The organism is Leptospiraceae bacterium, assembly GCA_016708435.1.
GTDB lineage: Bacteria > Spirochaetota > Leptospiria > Leptospirales > Leptospiraceae > UBA2033.
Window position 1 is genome coordinate 87,901 of sequence record JADJFV010000001.1, and the last position, 21,992, is coordinate 109,892.

Annotated in this window: 19 protein-coding genes; 11 read left to right on the top strand and 8 right to left on the bottom strand. The window is 35.7% G+C overall.

All coding sequences use genetic code 11. The annotated features are described in order from the left end of the window. Positions 1–2: 2 nt before the first annotated feature. On the bottom strand, positions 3–965 hold the full coding sequence (locus IPH52_00480; protein ID MBK7053515.1) for a DUF1175 family protein: 963 nt from the start codon (positions 963–965) through the stop codon (positions 3–5). A 134-nt stretch (positions 966–1,099) separates the two neighbouring features. Then, on the bottom strand, positions 1,100–2,674 hold the full coding sequence (locus tag IPH52_00485; GenBank protein MBK7053516.1) for a hypothetical protein: 1,575 nt from the start codon (positions 2,672–2,674) through the stop codon (positions 1,100–1,102). Between the two features lie 295 nt (positions 2,675–2,969). Between IPH52_00485 and IPH52_00490 the strand changes: the two genes are divergently transcribed. Together IPH52_00490 and IPH52_00495 are read left to right on the top strand one after the other, a co-directional pair. Beyond that, positions 2,970–4,997: an O-antigen ligase family protein gene (locus IPH52_00490; protein MBK7053517.1), complete on the top strand. Its 2,028-nt coding sequence runs from the start codon at positions 2,970–2,972 to the stop codon at positions 4,995–4,997. A gap of 102 nt (positions 4,998–5,099) precedes the next feature. Further along, positions 5,100–5,498 carry a DUF1499 domain-containing protein gene (locus IPH52_00495; protein ID MBK7053518.1) on the top strand — a complete coding sequence of 133 codons (399 nt, stop codon included), beginning with the start codon at positions 5,100–5,102 and terminating at the stop codon, positions 5,496–5,498. A gap of 9 nt (positions 5,499–5,507) precedes the next feature. Here the strand turns inward: IPH52_00495 and IPH52_00500 are convergent, their stop codons facing one another. Both IPH52_00500 and IPH52_00505 read right to left on the bottom strand, forming a co-directional pair. After that, complete coding sequence (locus IPH52_00500) at positions 5,508–8,540, bottom strand: DUF2339 domain-containing protein (GenBank protein ID MBK7053519.1); 3,033 nt, start codon at positions 8,538–8,540, stop codon at positions 5,508–5,510. A gap of 145 nt (positions 8,541–8,685) precedes the next feature. Continuing rightward, positions 8,686–9,360, bottom strand: coding sequence for a hypothetical protein (locus tag IPH52_00505; GenBank protein ID MBK7053520.1), 675 nt, complete (start codon positions 9,358–9,360; stop codon positions 8,686–8,688). Between the two features lie 626 nt (positions 9,361–9,986). Between IPH52_00505 and IPH52_00510 the strand changes: the two genes are divergently transcribed. After that, entirely contained in the window at positions 9,987–10,220 is a 234-nt protein-coding gene (locus IPH52_00510; GenBank protein MBK7053521.1) for a Uma2 family endonuclease, read from the top strand. Positions 10,221–10,257: 37 nt separating this feature from the next. Here the strand turns inward: IPH52_00510 and IPH52_00515 are convergent, their stop codons facing one another. Beyond that, positions 10,258–11,994 (bottom strand): FG-GAP repeat protein, encoded by a 1,737-nt coding sequence (locus IPH52_00515; protein MBK7053522.1) that lies wholly within the window; start codon positions 11,992–11,994, stop codon positions 10,258–10,260. A gap of 63 nt (positions 11,995–12,057) precedes the next feature. Between IPH52_00515 and IPH52_00520 the strand changes: the two genes are divergently transcribed. The 3 genes from IPH52_00520 to IPH52_00530 all read left to right on the top strand — a co-directional run bounded on the left by IPH52_00520 (position 12,058) and on the right by IPH52_00530 (position 15,580). Further along, positions 12,058–13,002, top strand: a complete 945-nt coding sequence (locus IPH52_00520) for an MBL fold metallo-hydrolase (GenBank protein MBK7053523.1) — start codon at positions 12,058–12,060, stop codon at positions 13,000–13,002. 128 nt (positions 13,003–13,130) lie between these two features. Next, positions 13,131–14,279: a hypothetical protein gene (locus IPH52_00525; GenBank protein MBK7053524.1), complete on the top strand. Its 1,149-nt coding sequence runs from the start codon at positions 13,131–13,133 to the stop codon at positions 14,277–14,279. Further along, the gene (locus IPH52_00530; protein ID MBK7053525.1) at positions 14,276–15,580 is read left to right on the top strand and encodes a hypothetical protein; all 1,305 of its coding nucleotides are present in this window, start codon (positions 14,276–14,278) and stop codon (positions 15,578–15,580) included. Before IPH52_00525 ends, IPH52_00530 begins: the two co-directional genes overlap by 4 nt. Before the next feature lie 2 nt (positions 15,581–15,582). Here IPH52_00530 and IPH52_00535 read toward each other — a convergent pair whose 3' ends face one another. After that, positions 15,583–16,320, bottom strand: coding sequence for a hypothetical protein (locus IPH52_00535; protein ID MBK7053526.1), 738 nt, complete (start codon positions 16,318–16,320; stop codon positions 15,583–15,585). Between the two features lie 43 nt (positions 16,321–16,363). Beyond that, complete coding sequence (locus IPH52_00540) at positions 16,364–16,696, bottom strand: phosphotyrosine protein phosphatase (protein MBK7053527.1); 333 nt, start codon at positions 16,694–16,696, stop codon at positions 16,364–16,366. Between the two features lie 66 nt (positions 16,697–16,762). Between IPH52_00540 and IPH52_00545 the strand changes: the two genes are divergently transcribed. From IPH52_00545 to IPH52_00565, 5 genes are all read left to right on the top strand, one after another. Continuing rightward, entirely contained in the window at positions 16,763–17,215 is a 453-nt protein-coding gene (locus IPH52_00545; protein ID MBK7053528.1) for a hypothetical protein, read from the top strand. Further along, complete coding sequence (locus tag IPH52_00550; GenBank protein ID MBK7053529.1) at positions 17,182–18,345, top strand: SpoIID/LytB domain-containing protein; 1,164 nt, start codon at positions 17,182–17,184, stop codon at positions 18,343–18,345. Before IPH52_00545 ends, IPH52_00550 begins: the two co-directional genes overlap by 34 nt. A 161-nt stretch (positions 18,346–18,506) precedes the next feature. Further along, on the top strand, positions 18,507–19,211 hold the full coding sequence (locus IPH52_00555; GenBank protein ID MBK7053530.1) for a hypothetical protein: 705 nt from the start codon (positions 18,507–18,509) through the stop codon (positions 19,209–19,211). A gap of 186 nt (positions 19,212–19,397) precedes the next feature. Continuing rightward, on the top strand, positions 19,398–20,366 hold the full coding sequence (locus IPH52_00560) for an NADPH:quinone oxidoreductase family protein (GenBank protein ID MBK7053531.1): 969 nt from the start codon (positions 19,398–19,400) through the stop codon (positions 20,364–20,366). Beyond that, on the top strand, positions 20,363–20,860 hold the full coding sequence (locus tag IPH52_00565) for a transcriptional repressor (protein MBK7053532.1): 498 nt from the start codon (positions 20,363–20,365) through the stop codon (positions 20,858–20,860). Before IPH52_00560 ends, IPH52_00565 begins: the two co-directional genes overlap by 4 nt. On the opposite strand, the gene IPH52_00570 is transcribed toward IPH52_00565, so the two are convergent. Then, positions 20,847–21,950: a M23 family metallopeptidase gene (locus tag IPH52_00570; protein MBK7053533.1), complete on the bottom strand. Its 1,104-nt coding sequence runs from the start codon at positions 21,948–21,950 to the stop codon at positions 20,847–20,849. The two genes, IPH52_00565 and IPH52_00570, sit on opposite strands and share 14 nt — an antisense overlap. Positions 21,951–21,992: the final 42 nt, after the last annotated feature.

Here is a 21,992-nt window from a genome sequence, read left to right on the forward strand (position 1 = left end):
ATTTACTCCAAAATAGAAAATCGATATACACCCAGAAAATGTGGGTTCTCAGGAGAAATTCTGAAAATCTTACTACTCGCTAGATAAGAAATCGGAACTCGTTTTAAAATATTTCCGTCACCCGTGTGATAGATTACAATCGGTTCACCGCCTGCCAAATCAGAAACGATCATAGAATGAAATGGAAAACGAATTTCTCCCCTATTTTCAAAGAATAACAAATCCCCCCTTTTGGCTTCTACAATATTTTTCGAAATAAAGATTGTGTTAAAGCGAAAAACTGTTTCTGCATCAGCAAAAGTTCCAAAGCTTGCAAGCTCAAGAGCCGAGCCTTTCCTTTGCTTAAAAATTTTTTCGCCAAGAAAGGGAACGTTTGGGTAAGAATAAGAACCAATATCGGGTAAATTTTTATCGAGAGAAATTCCGCTCTGGATAAACCAGTCAGCATCATGTTTTTTTAGAGCCTCTCGGTAGCTATAGCGTATTAGCCCCGCACAGTCTCGCTCGGTCGGGTTCCAATAACTATTTGGTTTTACAAATTGGGACTCGGCAATTCGCACGAACCAATTTCGAAATCGCTCTGCATCTTCCCGCGAAAGTTCAACGCTATCTGGAAAACCATCCTCATCCGAATCAGAAACAGAAGAATAAAAATCTAATTCCAAACGCAAACCTTTCTCTGATTGAAATACAACTTTGCCGGCTTTCTTTGTGCTCTTGAAATAAACTTTTATTTGGTTAGAAGTTTCCTCTACAGAAATAATTTCAATAGAATCCGAATTGGGAATAATAATTTTATCCTCACTCCAAAAGAATTTATCAAGAATAACGACTCCCCCGCTTATACCATCTGAAGGAAAAGAAGTTAGAGACGAAGTAAGAGTATCCGTTTGGCAGTATAGAATTGTGAATATAAAGGTAATTGTGATTATGCGTAAAATGTTTTTGTGAATTAAATTTATCATTTATCTGTTTTCGAAGGTTACAGTATTTAAAAATATTATTAATGCTTTGGGCGAATCGGTGTAATTCTCCGCGTAGTAGAGACGCATGGCCATGCGTCTCTACATATACCATTTCACACCGACCAGGCTTTCAGCTATTTCTTATTTGCCAAAACTAATCGAATTCCGTTCAACTTTGTTTCTTCCAAAATTTCCACTGGCAATGAGCCTAGATCAAGTTGAGTTTTGTAATGAGCGTGAAGCTTTTTAGGGATATCGGCGGATATATAAATATCTTCTGGACTCAGTATTAGCACAAACTTTTCATTAGCCGGAACCTGTCTTAAATATTCCTTTGCCTCTGCATTTCCAATTAATTTCACATGAATCTTTTCAAAAAAAGACGCCCCCATCCAAATGGAGCTATATAAAGAAGAATGAACGACTAGGCGATCTGATTTTTTTAAGAAGGCTTGAAAGCTCGCATTTTCTTGGGAGGAATTCCTGAGAATCTTTAATCCTTCTCTTGTAGACAACCAATTTCCATACCCAACTAATACCAAGAGGATAACGAGTATCCACCGCTGTCCTTTAGAATTAGAAAGATTCATTTCTTTCAAATAGATACCAAATCCAAGTATGAGCAGATAAAATGGACCTTCAATATAACGAAGACCAAAATATCCAACACCACCATACACTGTCACGTATAAAGGAATTATGAATAAGGAAAGCCACCCCGCTACTAGAAATACATTTCCTTCTTGAGTTCGTATTTTATTGAACCATCCGAATACGGGGATAAGTAGAATTAGCCAGCAAAGTGGCTGAAACTTAAAGACTCCGACCATCACTTCATCTCCCCAAATAGCAGCTTTCAATAGCATTAACCGCTTTCCTATGTCTGCCTTCGCGTTTTCATTGAAGTCAATTGATGACACATATCTAAATCCTAGAGGATGACCGGATACTTGTAAATTGTAAATCACAAAAAGAATTCCTACAATTGTAAATCCTAAGTAAATAAGAAAAGGCTTTTTAAGATTTAAAGTGAAGAGGAAATAGATCAAACAAAGAATCGAGAAAGTCATTAAAATTTCAAGCCTTAGAATGAAAGCCAACCCAAATAACATTCCTGTTAAAATTAACTGAGAATACGTTGCGTTATCCTCTTTTCCGTATTTCCAAAAGAAATAAAATCCAAGTAAATAGAAAGTTTGAAATGCAGGATTCTCTGTGTAATCCATTGCTGTAAGTAGCGAGAAAGAAATAAATCCTAACGTCACAATGAATACACGGAAAATATCTATTAGCCCTATTCTTCTTAATATAAAATCGAATAATAAAATATTCCCTGCATAGAAAAGAAGGGGTAAATATAAGATTAGGTTAAGCGGAAATATTTTTAGAAATACAGAACCTATCCAATAAAAAAAAGGAGGATATTCTAATACGCATTTCATTCCTCTTGTCTGAAAAATTGCCCAAGGATAGGAAATTGGAAAATGCTTATATTCTTCATCAAAGCTTTTTCCAGGATAGAGACATTCTAAAGAAAAAAATCCATTTTCTTTGTATTGCACTGTCTGATAAAGTTTAATCGCACCATCACTTGTAATGTAAAGATTTTTCTTATCCAATTCAAATCTAAATTTAAAGATGAAAACAATCAGCAGTAGATAGATTAGGTAAGGGATAGTTTCCGTTATACTTTCTTTGTTAAGTTTCATTTTCATTCTACCTAGTAGTTTTTATTCGCCTTATTTTTACTTAATCTAGGTCCTCTCTTTTTTTCCAACAAAATATCGGCTTTGCCTTTCTCTTCGTTATTATTCCTTAGCATTCTTAATTTATTAGTAAGTCGTCTTTTTTAGAGAGATAGGAGTCTTCTCAAAAATTATTATTTCCCTGTTCAAGTAATCAGTTTATTCCAAACTACATTGACTGGATCGTTTTTATAACTACTTGCTCCACATTTTTCTTAAAAGAAAACTTGACTCAAAAGGAATCAAAACTTACTTTGAATTGAGTAAAAAGGGTATGGTAGGAATTATTTTTCAGGCATGGTTTATATTATTTATAAGCCTATACCTATACTTTAATGACGCACAACCAAACTTAGTTAAAGAATTATCTGCTAACACCCTCATGGTTTCCGTCCTATTTCTATTCTGGCAAAAAAAAAAAATTAAAGGTCTTGATTCCTATTTTTTCATTTTCTCTTCTCTTAGTTTAATTCTTTATACTTCCATCACGGGTATGATTTTTTTGCCCGACTCTCTCGTTGCTCGTCAAAAGCTTTATCTAAGATTTGTATTTTATTTCTCTGTTGGATTGTTCTTACTTCTGTATAAGCTCGGTATCAATAAAAGAATTCTCATTTTTTACACCGTTATCGCTTCTTCTCATATTTTCCTTTACCGATATCATTACTCGTCCATTGCCATTTTATTTTATCTCGTTGCAAACCTATCTCTCTTAAAGAAATTTAGTTTAAACAAACAAAACGTTTTTGATTTATTAGTTTTTTTACTGTTTACCGCCTCCCTGACATCTACTTATACTTCATTTTTTTACAATGGCACCAATGCAGTTTTTGGATTCTTTCACTTACTCTCTGGTATAATTTTATATCTCTATTTTAAATACCTAGAAGACGAAGAGGAAATAATCAAAATTATCCGATTCAATCATTTGTTCTACGGAATTTGTTTAGCACTTTATAGCATATTCATCTTGATCTATATCTTCTCCCATGATTTCAATCCAAACTTTTCCCTCAGTATTGGTGGATTTCATGTCAGCAACATTGGTAGCATGATAGCTGTAAATTTTCCCGCTATCATAGTAGTCTACCTTTTCTTTAACGACACAAACAAAGTGAAAGCTTCCTATATCGCGATAATATTACTTTCCTTTGTTGTTCTTTATTATACGCATTCGAGAGCTTCTACTTTGGGGGTAATAACTAGTAGTCTATTTATTGGAATCTATTACATCAAATTCGGTAAAGATAAAAAAACAAATCTTATCCCAATCTTATTATTTCTCGTTGCTTTTGTGGTTATTTTTATTGGTAAAAAAGTATTTCAATCCGATGTTTTTAACACTGGTTCGCTCATTGCACGTAAATCTATCTGGGAAGCCTATACAGATCGTGTCCTCAATCATTCTATTCTATTTGGCTTTGGTTCGAATAATGAGTTTTTTAATACTTTTCTTCCTATCAACTACCTCTCCGAAAAAGTAATTGATGATCTAAAATATTACTTCAATAATTTTCAAGCCAATCCACACGCACATAATCTATACATTCAGTTTTTTTATAACTACGGTCTTTACGGTTTATTAATATTAACTGGTATTCTCCTCTCCACTTTTGCCCTTTTAGCAAAAAAGCTAATTCGAAATGATCTTACTTTAAATGAAATATTGGCTTACTCGGTATTATCTTCTATATTCTTTCAAGAAATCTTTGATTATACCATGCTCGATGCTATGACTTTTTTTCCGACTGCCTTTGCTCTTGGAATTATTTCGCGTTATTCGTTTCAACTAAACTCTGTTCACAATCTAAAAAGTTTCTCTACCATCAATATTAACATTATCTACGCACTTCAATTCTTTATCGCAATTTTTATTTCTATGGTTGGGTTTAATCTATGCGTCTCTGAGAAAGTAAAAATACTTTTTAAAAATGAATTCACCATCGACAATTTTTCCAATCTTAAGTTCAAAGACAATTCTAGTTTTTCTGAAACAAAGCTAAAAACATTCCGTCGATTAGACACTCTCTATCTTCCCATCAATCTTGACGATAAAAAGGAACAATTTTCAGGACAAGTTTACTTAGAAGCCTATAAGATTCAAAAGGAAAAGAAAGATTTATACTTAGCCGAAAAGAATTTTCAAAAATGTATCTTAATCTTTCCGAATTCTGCAGTCTGTTACAAAAAGCTTGAAGAAATTGAACTTCTAAAAGAAAATCCAGACGCGGCTAATGGCTACAATAAGAAATACAAAGACAACGATCCTTTCGGTCTTGTAAATTAATATTTTTAAGTTCATGACAGAAACTCAGCTTCTTTCTAACCTGGTGTAGTTAGGGAGCTTTCAATGAAAAAAATACTCATCCTCTTAGGAGCATTCTTTCTTATGTTTAATTGTGCAGGAACAAGACCTACTAATCTCGGCGTCAATGGGGGCAAACTAATAGTTTGTCCTAATACACCAAATTGCGTTTCGAGTCAGGCAGACTCTTCCGATTCTCATTATATTCCCCCGTATAAATATACCACTGATCTGTCAGTTGCTTATGCACAATTAAAATCGGTTGTCGAAAAACAAGATAGAGTTACTATAATCTCAACTGCGGATAATTACTTGAATGCGGAATTCAAATCCAGACTCATGGGTTTTGTTGATGATGTAGAGTTCTACTTTGATGATATGAGTAAGACTGTTCATATTCGCTCTGCCTCTAGATTAGGCAAAGGCGATTTGAACGTTAACCGTAAACGTATGGAATCCATCCGCGAACAATTAAATTGGTAATCAGCTACCCTAACTTACTGTTTCATTCTCTTTTTTTTCTAAGTCTAGCTCTGTCCTATAACGTCTCAAAATCGTGAACGCAGGGTAAATCATTAGCAATAGTCCAATTCCAAAAACTCCTCTTATGATCCAGGAAGATACAGGAGGCTCCATCATGGAATAAGCAAATTCAGGATTTACTTTGTGTTCCCCTACTTTTAAACTTACATGTTTTAGTTTTTCATCGTAGGTTGTCTTCATATCAAATTCAGGAGATCGAACATATTCATTTCCATAATACAATAATAGCGGATGAGATTCATCGACTATAGATGATTTTGGAATTTCAAATACAATCTCTTCCATTTCTGAATAGGCTTCTATAGATTTAAGAGTGAGCGGCTTATCTTCCTTATTCACTATAATAATTTTTAACTCTCCGCCTCGATACGATGGCAATTCAATGTTATGCTCTCCCTTATCCTCTTGTCTTTTATAAATCACAGTGTCCGCAACAGAAACAAATTCTTTAGTCGCTGGATCTTTTTGCAAAATTTCTACAGATCTAGAATACTTTGGCTCATCAAAATTTAATACCATTCTACTCATCGCTTTATGCGTAGGATTATCATAATAATACACACTTGCCTGTTTATCTGAATCCGCTCTATTTACCAAGTCTTCCATTTTAATATCCAATTTATATTCAGCCTTCTCTCTAATCCCTGAATACAATGCACCTGTAATTTCAAATTTATGCTTTGAGTCAAACTCTAGGCGGGCATAACGATATTTGCCTGAGCGAAATTTGATTCGATTGATTTTGCCTGACGCTTGATCATCGTAATAATTATAAATCGAAGCACTCACCGACTCTTGCCAATCATTAGGCTCATTCCCAAGAGATACATATACTCCGGTTTCATATTTTTCACTTCCTGCAATTTCAATCTCCGTATATTCTGTTTTGGCAGGCGGCTCTTCAAACTTTAATACATAGACCATTCCATTAGAAGTTACGTTATCATAAATTATAGTCGGTGTAGTCTTACCAGTCTTACCCGCAGCAACAGTAACTCGCCTATGAAAGAAAGGAACTAGCTCTTTCTCGTAAACAAGTCGTAAATCAGACGTCCCATGAAAGCGCGCAATTTCTTCTGTGAGACGAATCTTTCCATAAATATTATTTTCATCGTTCACCAATTCTTTAGTTAAACCATTTACTTCTGCAAAGTATTTGTATCCATTATTCTTAAATGGATCCGCAGAAAGATTATCAGAAGAGAACATTGCCATGAGCAGAAGAGGAAAAGCAGTTAGTTTTAAAATTTGATTCACGTTGATTTTATCCTTATATTTTTGATAAATGATGCTTAATAAAACAAGACCGATTCCAAGCGAGAAGCCAGCAATAATTCGAACCACGATGCTCATTGTCCAAATATCATATAAATAGAATTTGGAAATAAGAACAACTCCGAGGATAATACCCGTAAGCCTAAAAGAACGATAAGAAAACTTAAATCCCGGAATCAGAAGTGCAATCATATAAAAGGCAATTACATAGGAGTAACTTAGATTGCGATAATATGTATCTGAGACTAGATAGTGAACTTCGACAAGACTACCAAGAATTAGAGTAAAGAGTGCAGCAAATACAAACCCTACAATTGATTTGTGGATTGGATTCTTCTTTTGAATCTGGTATGTGAATAAAAGAAAGAGTGTCGCCAGAACAAAAAGTCCGAACCGAGTGTTTAGCACAAAATAAATCTGTCTGTCGAAAGCACTCTCCACAAAATAAAGACGAATAAGAGCAAGAAACCATGGTATAATGGAAATTGCAATATAAGCCTTATTTCTAAAAGATGCGCCAACTGCTGATAAGCCGCCTGCAAATAGAATCCAGGAGACAGTAATCCAATGTCCTTGTGAAAAATTGGAAATGGAAGCAAATAAGATAGCAATCCAGGACAAAAATAACACAGCTGAAAGAGAAATCTTCGGACTACTTGTTGCTTCTAATACTGGAAGAGAATACTTTTCAAAAACTTTCAGAAATCCAACCAATAGAAATGCCTGAAACAATAAAAAATGTGCAGTCAACTTAGGGTAGAATACATCTACCACCCAGAATCCAAATCCAGCAAAAGTAATAACTAGAAGTAAAGTCAAAATCGGACTAGAAATATCCATTGCCTTTCGAAGCCTAGGCATTAGGTAAATCTCCCGCATTCCAAAAATAAGAAACATTGCAGAAAGATACAGAAGCGGCGGGGTGGGGCTACTATTGATTAAACTCTTTTCTGCCCATCCCGAAAAAATAACACAATTCGCTAGAAATATTAGATAAGGAGAAACTCTCCAGCTATTTGTTTGACTAATGTAATAAAACACAAGATTTACAACTGTCAAATACACAAACAAGAATCGATAAGAATTCTCTCCCGAAGAAAGTAAGATTGGTGCGAGAATAGATCCAATCAAGCTAAATATATAAAGAACTTGTAGATTTGTTTTTCCTGCAAGCAAAGCTGTGCCCACACTTAAAACTGTAAAAGCGGCAAATGCCTCTTTTGCGTTAATGAGGTCATAGTAGTAATAGGCTCCATAGAGACTCAGATATAAGATAGTAATCCCAGTTCCAATGATTGGCTCGGGGACAATATGCATTTTGCGCTTTGCCAGAAATAAGCCAATCATAATGATCGTAAATCCAATGCCAAGTCCAATAAAGATTCTACCTGATTCATTGATCCAGTGATTGTCAAACGCAAATTTTACAAACCAAATGAAGGCAAGAATTATAGCAGATAATCCTAATTTGCCCAAAATATTTCCACCGAGCAAAACCTCCCAATCAAAACTGCGAGGAGGTTTTGTAGGCTTTATTGGCTCTGTTACTTTCGGAGTAATTATATTTGGTTTATAATCAGGTTTCGCAATTTGAACTGTTGCGTCGCTAGAAGATAACTTGCTTAGCTCGGATTTGATCGAACTGAGTTCTCTTTCGAGCATATCTACTCTTTGGTTTAGTTTATCTAAACTTTCTTTATCTGCCATAGATGCACAGTTTGGTTTTTATTTTGATTAGAGCAAGAATTTTTCTAAATTCTTGAATGCTTCTCAATTAAATTAGAAAAGCACAGAGAAATGGCAGAGAGGAAGACGTAATTTATTTCTCTCTGCTATTCATTTATAGGAAGGATTATAATTCGGTAAGGTGCGTTTTCGTATTTTCTTGTTTGTCCGTTTCGCCTTTTTGTAGATAGCTATCCATTCTGAAAATCGTATTAGTGATAACTAAATCAATTGCTTTCAAAGCAACTAGCTTTACTTCTGGTGCCATGTTGTTATAATTCTCAATCATATCAACGCCCTTCATCTTGCTATCAAACTGATCTACTTTAATCTTTATACTAGCAAAATCACCTGGAGCAAACGTAAGAGTGCGAACAACTGAGTGTAAGTCATTGCTTAATCTTTTCTTGCTAGAAACAATTTTTACTTCTTTTGTTTTTTCTTCTTTAAAGGAAAATTCAATATGACGAGCGGATACTATTAGCACTCCGTTATCTTTAGTAATGTTTGGAGCTTCATCATGAATTGAAACTTTCTCTTTCAAGTTCTTGTTTATTTCTGCAACTTTTGCTTGCAGTTTTTCTAGGCGAGAAATTTTCTCTGTGATGCTTTTTTCCAAAGAGCTTAAGTTTTGATAAACACCGTTTGTGTGATTGCTATTTGCAGGTGGAGTCACAAGTTCACTACCTTGGGAAGATTGGGGCTCTTTTCTCGCACTGGAATTGGAACTACTACCCGGGCTCTGTGCAAGGAGCAAACCGGTTGAAAATATATAAATTAAAATGGTAATTCTAGATAGCATTCGCTACCTCCTATTAGTCATATTTGACTATTTTTTTTCAAATTTGCGAAAGGAATTCTGAATAAAGAAATAATTTATTTCCAAAATTTATCCCTACCCTACTAACCATTTCAGCTACTTATACCATTTCTTTAAAACATGAGCTCTTTTCAATATAAATATATATCAAAGTTTGCCTTTAAAACAAAGAATGAGACTAAGAAAACAGTTGAGTATAAGCTATCTAGAACTGACCTTCAAGCCACATAGAAGCCAAATTCGGCTCGAACATTGCTTCTACGTTAGTTATAGATAGCGGAAAGGATAATATTCCTACGTATAAATACATTCAGTATGGCTTTTCTGATTGAAAGTTTATTTTTAATTTTAAGAATTAAAGCTATGATTGTAATGTTAGAAATGGAATTTCCTAAATAGGTGGGTAAAAAAGTTTCTGCTGATGACTATTTCGCACTAGAAAACGATGGATACAAGTATGAGATAATCGAAGGGGTTATGCAGTTGTCCCCTAGTCCTAATTTTGAACATTCGAATAAAAGTTTTTCCTTTCATGGATTACTTTATAATTATTTAAGAAAAAAGAAAATTATTCTTTCATCCAAAAGCATATCTTTGGAGCACCCGATATGGTTTGCGAAATTCTTTCCGACTCCACCCGGAAAAATGATTTAATAAATAAGTCAGAGCGCTATTTAAAAAATGGAATCAAAGAATACTGGATCATAGACTTACTTTCTAAAAAAGTTATACTCAGAAAAAATCGAAATTCCACTTGGCTTGAAGAATCTTCGAATACTTTACAAAGTGAAGTCCTAGTAGGATTCACTTTTGATACAAAAGAATTTTTCGAAGAGGATTAAATAGATGGATTTACCTATACTCTAATCCTGCTACCGGCTAATATAGACTTAACCCAAAATTACTACTTGCGGAAGTTTCAACTATGGTTGAACTTGCGTTTGTATAAGAAGTATAGCTAGTTGAAATTCCAGAAGCAGAGCCTTTAAAAATAAAAAGGGCACCATTATTATTGTATCCAGGTCCGCCTACTAATAAATCGGGAAACCCATCACGATTAATATCGATCAATCGTGTTGAGCTACCAAATTGAAGCGCATCAATCGGTGAACCAGTGATCTTCAAATCAGCGGCTGATGCATTTACGGAACCTTTGCAAATTCCAGTTGTTAGGCAACCGTAAAAAATATACACTTTCCCGTATTCTAACGTGTCAAAACCAGAATGAGCAATTATTAAATCGATGATTCCATCTTGGTTAGCATCCCCGGCGTATATTTTGTTAGAAAATAAATTACCAGCTAATTCTCCAACAATAGCTTGGCTAGAAGTCGTATTTAGATTAGTTCCATTGCTTAGGAAAATATGAACGCGACCAGTGTTTCCGCTAAATCCCATTTCTGCAGCGGCTAAGTCCGCTTTGCCGTCTCCATTGAAATCAGCGAGGACTGGCTGAGAGTTTAAAATGGTAGTAAAAGTGGATGAGATAACTAGGTTACTACCATCGGATAAAAAAGACACGATATAAGGATTGCTACTTGTTCTAGCGACTAAGTCTGTTTTTCCATCGCCATTAATATCCCCCGATGTTAAATCCATTCCAAGATTTGTCCCTGGAGACGTTAGTATTTGGACAGGGGAGATATTTAACCCGCTGGAATTTCCTCGGTAAATGTAAACATTCCCATTCCCGCCATTATCAGACGAAGTTGAATTACTAATCGCCACATCTCCATATCCATCATTATTAAAATCACCCACAACCATTGCTCTGCAATATTCCGTGCTACTCACTTGAATAATTGTATTTTTACTTCCAAAGCCACTGCTGCTGCCTAAATAATAGAAAGAAGAGTTTGTGCCTGCCGCAAAAAACTCACAAACCACCATATCCGCAAATCCATCCCCATTTATATCCGTCATCGCAATAGAAGAACCAAATTTTCTTAGTGCCGTTCCAGTAAAAGTCTGGCTTGCATTCGTTACAGATGTCTGGCTAATGCCAGTTGCACTCCCGTTAAAAACATACACTCTTCCGTTGTTGCCACCAAAAGTTGGCGCGCCTACTACTAGGTCAATGAATCCATCTCCATTAATATCCCGATTTTCTCCTTTCTGAACAGAAGTCAAAGCGGATATTGTAGTGTTGCCGCTAGTATCAGTCACGCGAACATTCACAGTATTAGTAAACGCATACGTCCACTTAGCCGTTACCGGTATTTTATAAGTCCAGTCTTTAGTTCCAGTTGTTGTAGTTGAGTTTGTTAAAGTAGTAGCCGTCGTATAACTTCCCGAATTAATCTGCACTTCTACTGAGGCTACTCCCACGTTGTCGCTAGCAGTGCCAATCAATAAGCCGGTATCTATCGTGCCTTTGGATTTTAAATTTGTAACTGTCCCTGTCGGTGAAATTGTATCGACAGTATTTGTAGTAGTTGTAGTCGTAGTCGTAGTCGTATTACCGGTAGTGTTTGTTTGGGAATTCGAGTTACTTCCAAATACAAGTGCGAACCCCATTCCCATTCCTACACCTGGACTGCTTATATCAAAAGGAGATTTTTTAGCCGACAAACAGCTAATAAAAAGGAGAACTGTCAAAATGGAAAAATATTTCATTGTAAATTACCTATCAGTTAATACAAACGCCCTTTACATTTTTTGCAACCTTTTACTAAGAAATTGACTGAAATTCAAAGAAAATGGAATTTGCAAGCAATGGAAGAAAAGCTCAATCCTATCAACTTTTTCTTGAAATCTAATTTGCTTTACAAAATTAGGAATGCTTTTAAAATCCAAATTAACATCATGAAGTATCTAGTTTTTATTTTTGCCTTTTTTGTTACCTCAATTTTCGCTGACGATGAAATTAGAAGTATCCATGCCCTTGTGTATGGAAGAAGCACCTATCCAAGTGAATTACTAAATGTAAATGATGGAACAAAGAACAAAACAATTCTCTGGCTATTCTATCTTATTCAAACCGATAAACAAATCATACTTGTAGATACTGGATTTACAAATAAAAAATATATTTCCTCCTTTCAAATTTCAGATTATAAATCCCCTACTCTACTCTTACGAAATGTAGGAGTAGATTACATGCAGGTAACAGACATTATCCTTACACATAGTCATTTTGATCATATAGGAAGTGCACATCATTTTCCGAATGCTAAAATCTATATCAACACAAAAGAGCTGGAAGTATTTGAACGCTCAGATGAATACAAACAATTTGAAAAAATCTTTGAAGTTCGGAAATTAAGGAACAAAATAGTAAAGGTTGATAGCAACTTCTATTTCAGCCCGGAAATATCTGTCTACTTCTCCGGGGGGCACACAATCGGCTCCCAATTTGTGCACATCAAAACAGACAACAAGGAATTCGTAATCACAGGAGATGAATGCTACTTTGCTAAAGAATGCTTGGATGGAATTGGACTTGGATCCAAGGCTGCCTATAGCATTTCCAATAATAAAAAATTTATTGATAGACTTTCCGAAATCCACAAGAAAAATAACCGCTTAGAAGTTTTAACTCTACACGATTTCGAATTAATTCGAAATTCCTTAATCCCAAAGAATGGAATTATTCCAATCTATGAAACGGAAAAGAAGAAGTAGTTTCCATTAGAACTTCAAATACTTCGAGGCTATTTTTCTTTATGAAATCTCAACTTAAAAAAAGAATTTCTTTACTTTTGCGCATACTTATCATTTTCCTTATTTCCTTTTGCACCTCGGGAGAGGAAATGGAAGTCAGACTTAACACAGAGGATAAATCTTACTGGAATGAATTATCTTCTTATCTGGCAGGAATTCCACTCGAAGAGAATAATCGCTTTTTACCACTAACCAATTTGAATTATTATCAATCCTATGTTCGTTCCATGGACAATGCCTGGAACAAAATAAACCTTAATTATATTCATCATGTAACAAATTGGTCTAAAGAATACCTTCCAGAGGCTAATAAGGGTAATACCGCAGTTTACCCTTTGAGTGGCGCTGATTTCATTAACCTTTATCATTTCTATCCTACTGCTCCGCGCTATATTATGATTGGACTCGAAACACCTGGCTATATCAATGACCCTATTTTATATAAACCAGTAGAATTAAAAAATGCTTTTTATACGTTAGACGCAAGCCTTAACCAAATCGCAGTCCAGAATTACTTTACAAGTATATTAATGGCAAAGAAATTTTCCAATAAATACTTTCCCGGGGTCGCTCCTGTATTACTTGTTTTTCTAAAACGTCTTGGCTTTGAAATAGATGATCTACAAAGAATCTCTTTGACAAGCGATGGATCCTTTAAAGAAATCACACAAAATGAAGTCAATGATTCACCGGAAGCCTATCAGGGGATAAGAATCATTTTCCACTCGAAGCATAATCCAAAACTCAGAGAGTTGTTTTTTCTAAAGTTATTTGTAAATCAAAACTCAGCCGACAATTCCTCCATTGAAGGAAGATTTCTCTCCAAACAAAAAAGATTAAACCTCGTGATGAAGTCAGCCATCTATCTTATGCATTTGGAAAAATACCAAGGCTTTGTAAACTCAATCATTTCAAAATCAGATATGGTAGTTGAGGATGATTCCGGTATACCAATACGAAATTTTCCAAGCCAAGATTGGGACATACAAGTTTTTGGAAGTTATACCCGTCGTCTCAGCATTCGCTATGTCCCAAAAGAAGCGAGTATGTTTAAATCGGAAAAAGGAAATGTTAGAACAGAATCACAAAAGTTCACGCAAGAGGATTTAAAGAAAATCTATGAGACAAAAGCCAAGCCTCTCTTTTTTAAATACGGCTATGGCGGAGCCTCTAGAAGTGCGGCAAGAAATAACTTGATTCTTTTAAGAAGGCATACTTTGTTGAAATCTAAATCATGAATCAATTTATTTTATTTCTTATTCTTTTTATCTCCCTAAATTCTTTGTTTGCAGAAGAAGTAATTCGCGGAGTTCGTTATTTAAAACCAAATGCAAGCTTTAGCGAGGTCAGTGATTTATACATCCAAAACGGATTTCTGACGCGGATAACAGAGAGTAAACAAAAGGAGAATGTTCGCTATGTATTGCCTTCCTTCTGCGATGCTTATGTAAATTTTGGAGTAGATGCTACGGGCGGACAAAGCAATCTGGCAGGGATTAAGACTTCCCTCAAATCCCTCCTCTACCATGGATTCACACATGTTCAATCTATCGCAGACGGTCCATGGATTCATAAGATTAAATCGGATATTGATTCAGGAAAGATGATTGGTCCGAAGATTCTTATTTCACAAAGACCAATTATTCCCAAAAGTTCAGAAGTAAAAGATGTTTCAGATCTATTATATTTTGGAGCGGATAATAAAGATTCAACCCTAAAAGAATTTCACACTCAAATAGCAAGCCCTGCTAAGACGATTCATATTTTCAACCGATACAACGAAGATGCGTTATTCTCTATAGACTCAGAACTTCTCCATCAAATGGAAAGCGAGGCAAAAGAAAAAAGTAAATTTCTCACGATTCATACCTTCGCAGATCGCATTTCGATCCTCGATGCCTTAATTTCGGGTAATCGATATTTGGCGCATCCTATACTCTCTGAAATGCAAGGCGAGATTGCAAAGCAACATGTCCAAGAATTAAACTTAATCCCACTGTTAAATGTTTATCGTAATATGCAGCTAGACTCAACAGAGGCAGGGGAAGGCTTATTAGAATTAGCCTTCTTAAAGAAAAAAAGTAAATTCTTTCTAGATAATTATTCTTCATCCTACGAAACAACATTAAAAGTAAAAGTCGAAGAGCGAGAATTAGAAAATAGAAAATCCAATTACTCCTCCTTCTTAAAATTCATTCGGAAAAACCCTATTTTAAAAGGAAAACTAATTCTCGGAAGTGGAACGGGAAATCATCTTTCCCTTCCGGGTATAAGCGGGATTCAAGAGCTAAAGGTCTTTGCAAAGGTTTTAGGCATACAGGAAGATTTATTTTTAATTCCAACTAAAAATTCATGCTCTTACTTGGGTGGAGCGTATAACGGAACATTAGCCGCAGGTGGAGAGGCAAACCTCCTAGTCTTAAAAGAAAATCCAGTAAAAAATATCGACACACTCTTTCAAATAGAACAGGTTTTTCAATATGGGAAGCAGATTCGCTTTGATGTTTCAGCAAAAAAGCCACCCATAAAAAGAAAGTAGATTTACTCTTCCATTCCAATGATTTCTCCCATCTCTACTAATTTCTCGTAGAGGTCTATAATCATTTTTTGGTTCTCAATACAGTCTTCAAGGCTAATACTGAGTATCTGCCTATCTTCGGTAAGCATATAAGCCGCGCGAGAAGAAATATTTTTTAGTATTTTACTTTCACATTCCAGACTAGAATTGGAAAGTGCATATACTAGAACAGTGATATCGATTTCACGAAGCATCCTTTGAATTGAAAGATCATCCATACGGGTAAACAAAGTGTTAAACTCTATGGAAATATCCAAAGGGATGAAGTTGGAATTAACAACCATTTCCCTCACAGTGGGATGAGAGTCTATTTGATTCAGATACTCCTCGATGAACTCAAGTCCAATATAGGCATAGAGTTGATGATGCAGCAAATGAGGATTATTCCCTGTTTGAATTCCTAAAACGCCAGTTCGCATAATACAGTATTCTAAGATTCTTTCCGTAGTTGCATTTGAGAACAAAATGATTCTCTCTAGAATTTCTTCTACTAACTCTGGATCGGTTCCATCAATGATAAGCTGCAAACCCATTTTTAAAAATGGATCTTTCACCATACTTAAATCATCTTCAAGACTAAGTAGTCCCTGCTTTCTCGCCTTATCTGAAAAACTAATCAAAGCTTCAATAAGAGGAATCAATGCATCTTTCTGAACCCCACTAAAATCAAATTTGGAAAAAATCATGTCATCGAAATTCATATTTGCTCCCTCGTATAATATACGAGATAGAACCTAAAAATCTTTACAATACATATTTATCTACCTTTTGCCGCAAAACTCTAATTAAAGTTTCATCCATGAATGCAAATTTATCTGGAATACTTAGGTTGATAACCTTTTTGTTTTTAGTAAAGTCCTCATATTTCCGATGCAAGTTTTCAAAATGTTTCTTTTCCATAACAAAAATTATATCCGCCCATTGAATATCCTCGGGCTCCAATAAATAAACAGCACCTTTATTGAGTCCCGCCGACCTCACTTCTAAAGAATCGAATACGCCATAAATTTCTTCGGCAGTTGGACTTCTTTTTTTATTTTGACTACAAAGGAATAAGACTTTTAATTTAGGATGCATTGTTTAGGCTAACGAAAACAGTTTTAAAAATAGATACTCGTGATTTAATTTTTCCCCGGAGTCAAAATGCAAGTAAACATAAAAAAAACAATTCCAAAATTCTACCTATTCTTGTCGGCTTTCCTTTTTACGCAGTTTGCTCTTTATGCACATGGAGATTATTCCGAGCTAATCACAAATCCCTTTGTCTTTGGAGCACCTGTATTTACCTTTGTAGTTTTTTCCTCTGTAATAAAATTAATCAATCGTTCTTGGAATCCTCCGGTTGAATTATCTTACTGGAAATTAGGACTGAGCCTTATTGCAATCAGTGGAATCATTTACGTTCTTGGAATGAGGGATTATTTCATTGGCGTGTTATTTCTGCTCTTTGTAGCGTCGATGATACCGGCAATTGTTGTAGCGGTTACTAATGAGTTGACGACAGGACAGAAGTTTATCCTATTCCTTCTTTCTACTGTTACCTACTTTGTCGGCGGCGGAGTATGCGGCTTCTTTTATTTATCCTCTTTGCAATAAATTGCTCCGTATTTGCAGAAGAAGTAAGAATCGGAATTTTTGCAAAGCATTCTATTACACAGTTACAGGTTCAAGTAGCGGATAACACGCGTATATTCTTCCAAGGGAAAGACAAGACTATTACGCAAGGCAATTGGAATATCAAACTTCAAAATGATAAAGTTTTATTCTCACACCCAACGGAAAAGATACAAGGAGATCATATTCTTCTTCGCTCCAATCAAGAATTTACAATCAAAGCCATTTCCAATAACATTCAACTCAGTCGCCCTTATAAAGGAAATCTAGAACTCTATGCAAAGAGCAAAAGAATTCTCCTTGTTTTAACTTTACCATTAGAGGAATACGTTAGTTCCTCTACCTACTCTGAACTAGGAGAACTCCTTTTGGATAAATCCATTTCCGAGCAAGCAAAGAATGCCCTCATTGCTTCGCAAGAAATAGTCATTCGCACATACATTGTAAACGAAAGGCAAAGACACAAAAACGAATCCTATGATTTTTGTGATTTAACTCACTGCATTCACTTTGCTGGTAATGTAAATAAGCCTTCTCTTTATCCAGAAATAATTCTATCAGGGAAAGAGCCTGTGAGAGGATACTTTCATTCTACCTGCGGAGGCAAATTATCGGGACCCGAATTGTTTTGGTCTAAACACGAAATCTCTTCTCATTATAGAAGAGGAAATGATGGAGAAGATGCAAACTGCAAAGATTCCCCCCATTCCAATTGGGAAACAATTTTATCTAACTCTGAATTAGAAGAAATTCTAGCAGTTCACAACTTGACTTCTATACAAACAAAAACAAAGGAAGGAAGAGTCACAAGTCTGCAATATACTTTTGGAAGCCAAGAAGAGAAGACTGTTTCCATTTCCACTTTTTCAACTAAAGCAGGTAAACTTCTAGGTTGGAATAAAATCAAAAGCAATAACTTCACTCTCACAAAAACAGGCAACCATTATAGATTCCAAGGGAAAGGATTAGGACATGGGATTGGTCTATGTCAATGGGGAGCTAAGAGCCTTGCGGCTAACGGTAAATCACATTCAGAGATACTAGAATTCTATTTCCCTAAAGCTGAGTTAAAGAAAACAGGGATTAACCCCAAAGAGAGTAGAACAAGGTGAGATTTAATACTGTTAAGCGAAAAATTTCTGTGTATTGCTTTGCTTTCACGCAAAGGCGCAAAGTCGCTAAGAGTTTTAGAAGTATAATTTATTCCCACAATCACTATCGTCTTCGATATTTCCTGACTCCCCAAAAAAACTTTGCGCCTTTGCGCCTTTGCGTGAAAATACTTCTCCTTCTTCCTCTTTTTATTTCTGCTCATCCAATTCAATTTCAGAGAGATCAAATTAATTATATCTATCATGACGTAAGAGTAAATGAAAATCATCTAGAAAAATTTCACAATTTATTTCTGCGATACTATCCTAAGACATTTCAGGAGCTAGGAGCAAAGACTCAGTATCCTCTACGAGTAGAAATTTATACAGATGCAATAGAATTTAGAACGAATACAGGGATGGCTTCTTTTACTGCTGCGGTCTTTGACTCAGAGTCGGGAGGATTCTACTTCTTATTGACTCCTAATACTTTAATGGAAGACAGGCTAACCACTATTATCTCACATGAAGCCTGCCACGCTTCCTTTCATTCCAGAACCGATGGACCCAATGCAATTCCGCACGGGTTAGAAGAAGGATTTTGTTATTTGCATTATCCTTTTGGGACAATTCTAAACCGAGATCTGAGCAGTTATTGCAGATTGAATTTTCAGGAATTGATTTCTACTACCAAGAAGAATCTATTAGCGAATGACAAAAAGAAAAGAGAAGAAGTATATCTCATTTCGTCTTGGTTTATTCGGTATCTAGAAAATGAAAACAGCAAAGAAAGCCTAATTCCAATCCTGCTCGATAAAAATAAATGGCAGATATTGGACAAAAGCTGGAGACTATTCCAAAGGAAATGCAGAATCGACAAATCCTAGACTTAAAAAAAGTTTAATCTCTGAGAGTTTCTATTTATTCATCAAGGTGATATTTATCATACTTTTTATTTTACTCAGCAAATTATTGATTGTTTTTATCATTCTCGCCAAATCTTATTATGCGAATGTTTCCTGACAAATAAAAAAAGATTTTTAAAAAATCCCTACCTTATTCAAATTGAAAAAATGAAAGCTTATGTAGCCGAAAATTGGTGCGAGCCTGAAGAACTCGTTTATAAAGATATCGAAGACCCCACGCCTAAAGCAGGTGAGGTCGTAGTCGATATCAAAGCAAGTGGAATGAATTTTCCTGACATGCTACTCATTCAGGGCAAATATCAATTACGTCCCAAACGTCCCTTTTCTCCCGGCATTGAAGTAGCAGGAATTATTTCTGCTGTCGGAGAAGGTGTAACAAAATGGAAAGTTGGCGATAAGGCTATGGGCTTATGCTGGTTAGGCGGTTATGCAGAGAAAGTTGCAATTGCTGAAAAGAATATTTATCCGATGCCGGATACAATGAGCTTTGAAGAAGCAGCAGGATTTATAGTTACCTATCAATCCTCTTACTTTGCAATCGTAGTTCGAGCAAAACTACAAGCAGGGGAAACTATGTTAGTCCACGCAGGTGCAGGTGGCATTGGTAGCTCCGCAATTCAAATAGGCAAAGCATTAGGCGCAAAAGTATATGCAACTGCCGGAAGCGAAGAAAAGTTAGAAGTGATTCGCAATCTAGGTGCAGACCTAGCATTAAATTACAATGATGCGACATGGTCTAAAAAGATTCGCAAAGAATATGGAGGTGTAGATGTAGTCATTGACCCGGTAGGGGGAGATGCCTTCGACAAATCAATATTATGCACAAACTTTGAAGGACGAATTGTAGTAGTAGGATTTACAAGCGGAAGAATACCAACTCTCGCAGTCAATATGTTATTATTAAATAACATAAGCGTGATGGGGGTATATTGGAATCTATACCAGAATGATAAACCAGAAGCGATTCAGAAATGTGTAAACCAATTGAATGAATGGTATGTGCAAGGAAAAGTAAAACCATTGGTATACAAGACTTATCCGCTACGAGATGCCCCAAAAGCATTGCGAGAAGTAGGAACTAGAAAAACATACGGGAAAACAATATTAATACCATGAACAAAAAACAAACAGCAGATCGATCCAACCATAATCCAGAAATCGCAAGAGAAATGGAAATTTTCAACGAATTCTTGAAGAAGAAAGATTTGAAAGTCACCTCTCAAAGAATGTTAGTTGCAGAAACTATCTTCTCGATTCACCAGCACTTTACAGCAGATAGCCTCTTAGAGTTACTTCGAGATCATCGGGATGAAATCTCAAAGGCAACCATCTATAGAATCTTAAGCATAATGGTTGAAGCAAAACTTCTAGCAGAGCATGACTTCGGAAAAGATTTTAAATACTACGAGCATATCATTGGTCACGAACACCATGACCATATCATCTGCACTGACTGCGGTAGAATTGTAGAATTCGTAGTTCCCGAAATTGAAGAAATGCAACAACGCGTTGCACAAGAAAACGGTTTCTCGATACACGGACACCGTTTAAATATCTATGGCAATTGTCAGAAAAAACCGAATTGCGAATTTTGGACTAAAAAATCTTAAGATGAATCACTGACATTGGGTTTACTAGGATGTTATCCACCTTGAGACCCAAATGTAAGTGAGGACCTGTTGACATACCGGTAGATCCAATCTTGCCGATGAGTTGACCTCGCTTAACGTTCTCTCCTTCATGCACAAGAGTTTCTGATTGATGCATGTAGAGAGAGAAAATCCTTGAGCCGTGGTCTATAACAGTGAATATCCCCTCAAAATACATTGGACGAGAAATCACGACCTTTCCATCCTGGATTGCGTGAATAGGATCACCGGAAGCTCCTCTTATATCAATTCCTCCGTGTGGCTTTCCTTTCTTGGTAAAATAATTTCTTCGCGCATAAAAATTACTAGTGATCTTTTTAATCTTTGACGGCAAATGAAAGTTTTGCGTGAAGAGTGGTTGTGTATCTGATTGATAGGCTGCCCGTTTTAATTTCTCACACTCTAAAATAAATTTAATTGAACCACTAGACGCTTTCTTGGGAGCAAATCGTTTTGGTAATTTCAGAGTTTCGGTAACGTTAGTCTCTTTGAACTTGCTTTCTTCAATTTGAACAGGACATACTTTATACGTATCAGTATGCTCTTCTGTTCTAATTTCTAGATCATAAGTTCCAGGCTCTAGTTCGGGGTGAATCGGAATAAACCCCATATATTCACCATTCAAGACGAACATCTCTACTTTCTTTTTCATCCAAATAAGATTGTATTTTTGTAGTTGCGCGAGAGTTACGGCGGGGCTATTCGGGAGTAAACGCACATACATCAATTCACCCTGTTTAAATTTTCTGGCTCGAATTTTGACTACATAGTCTTTGCCTTCATAAATGCGCTCTATATTCGTAATTTGTGGGGCTTCTGGTTTAGATGGTTTAGGTGCGGGTGATGGAGATAAGCTTGCGACCGAGCCTTTTTTTCGCTCATACTCTACAAGCTTTGCGGCTCTTTTTTCAGCGAATACGGATTGAGAGAATAAGCAGGCAGATAAAGAGAAGAGCAAAAGAAGAACTGGGAAATTTTTAGTTTCTATTGAGGGCTTTTTGGTTTTGTTTAAATTCAAGTAAAATTCCAAAAAATAAATTTTTACTGACAAGATTATGCAAAATCTCTTTTTTTCAATACAAAAATCTTTGTT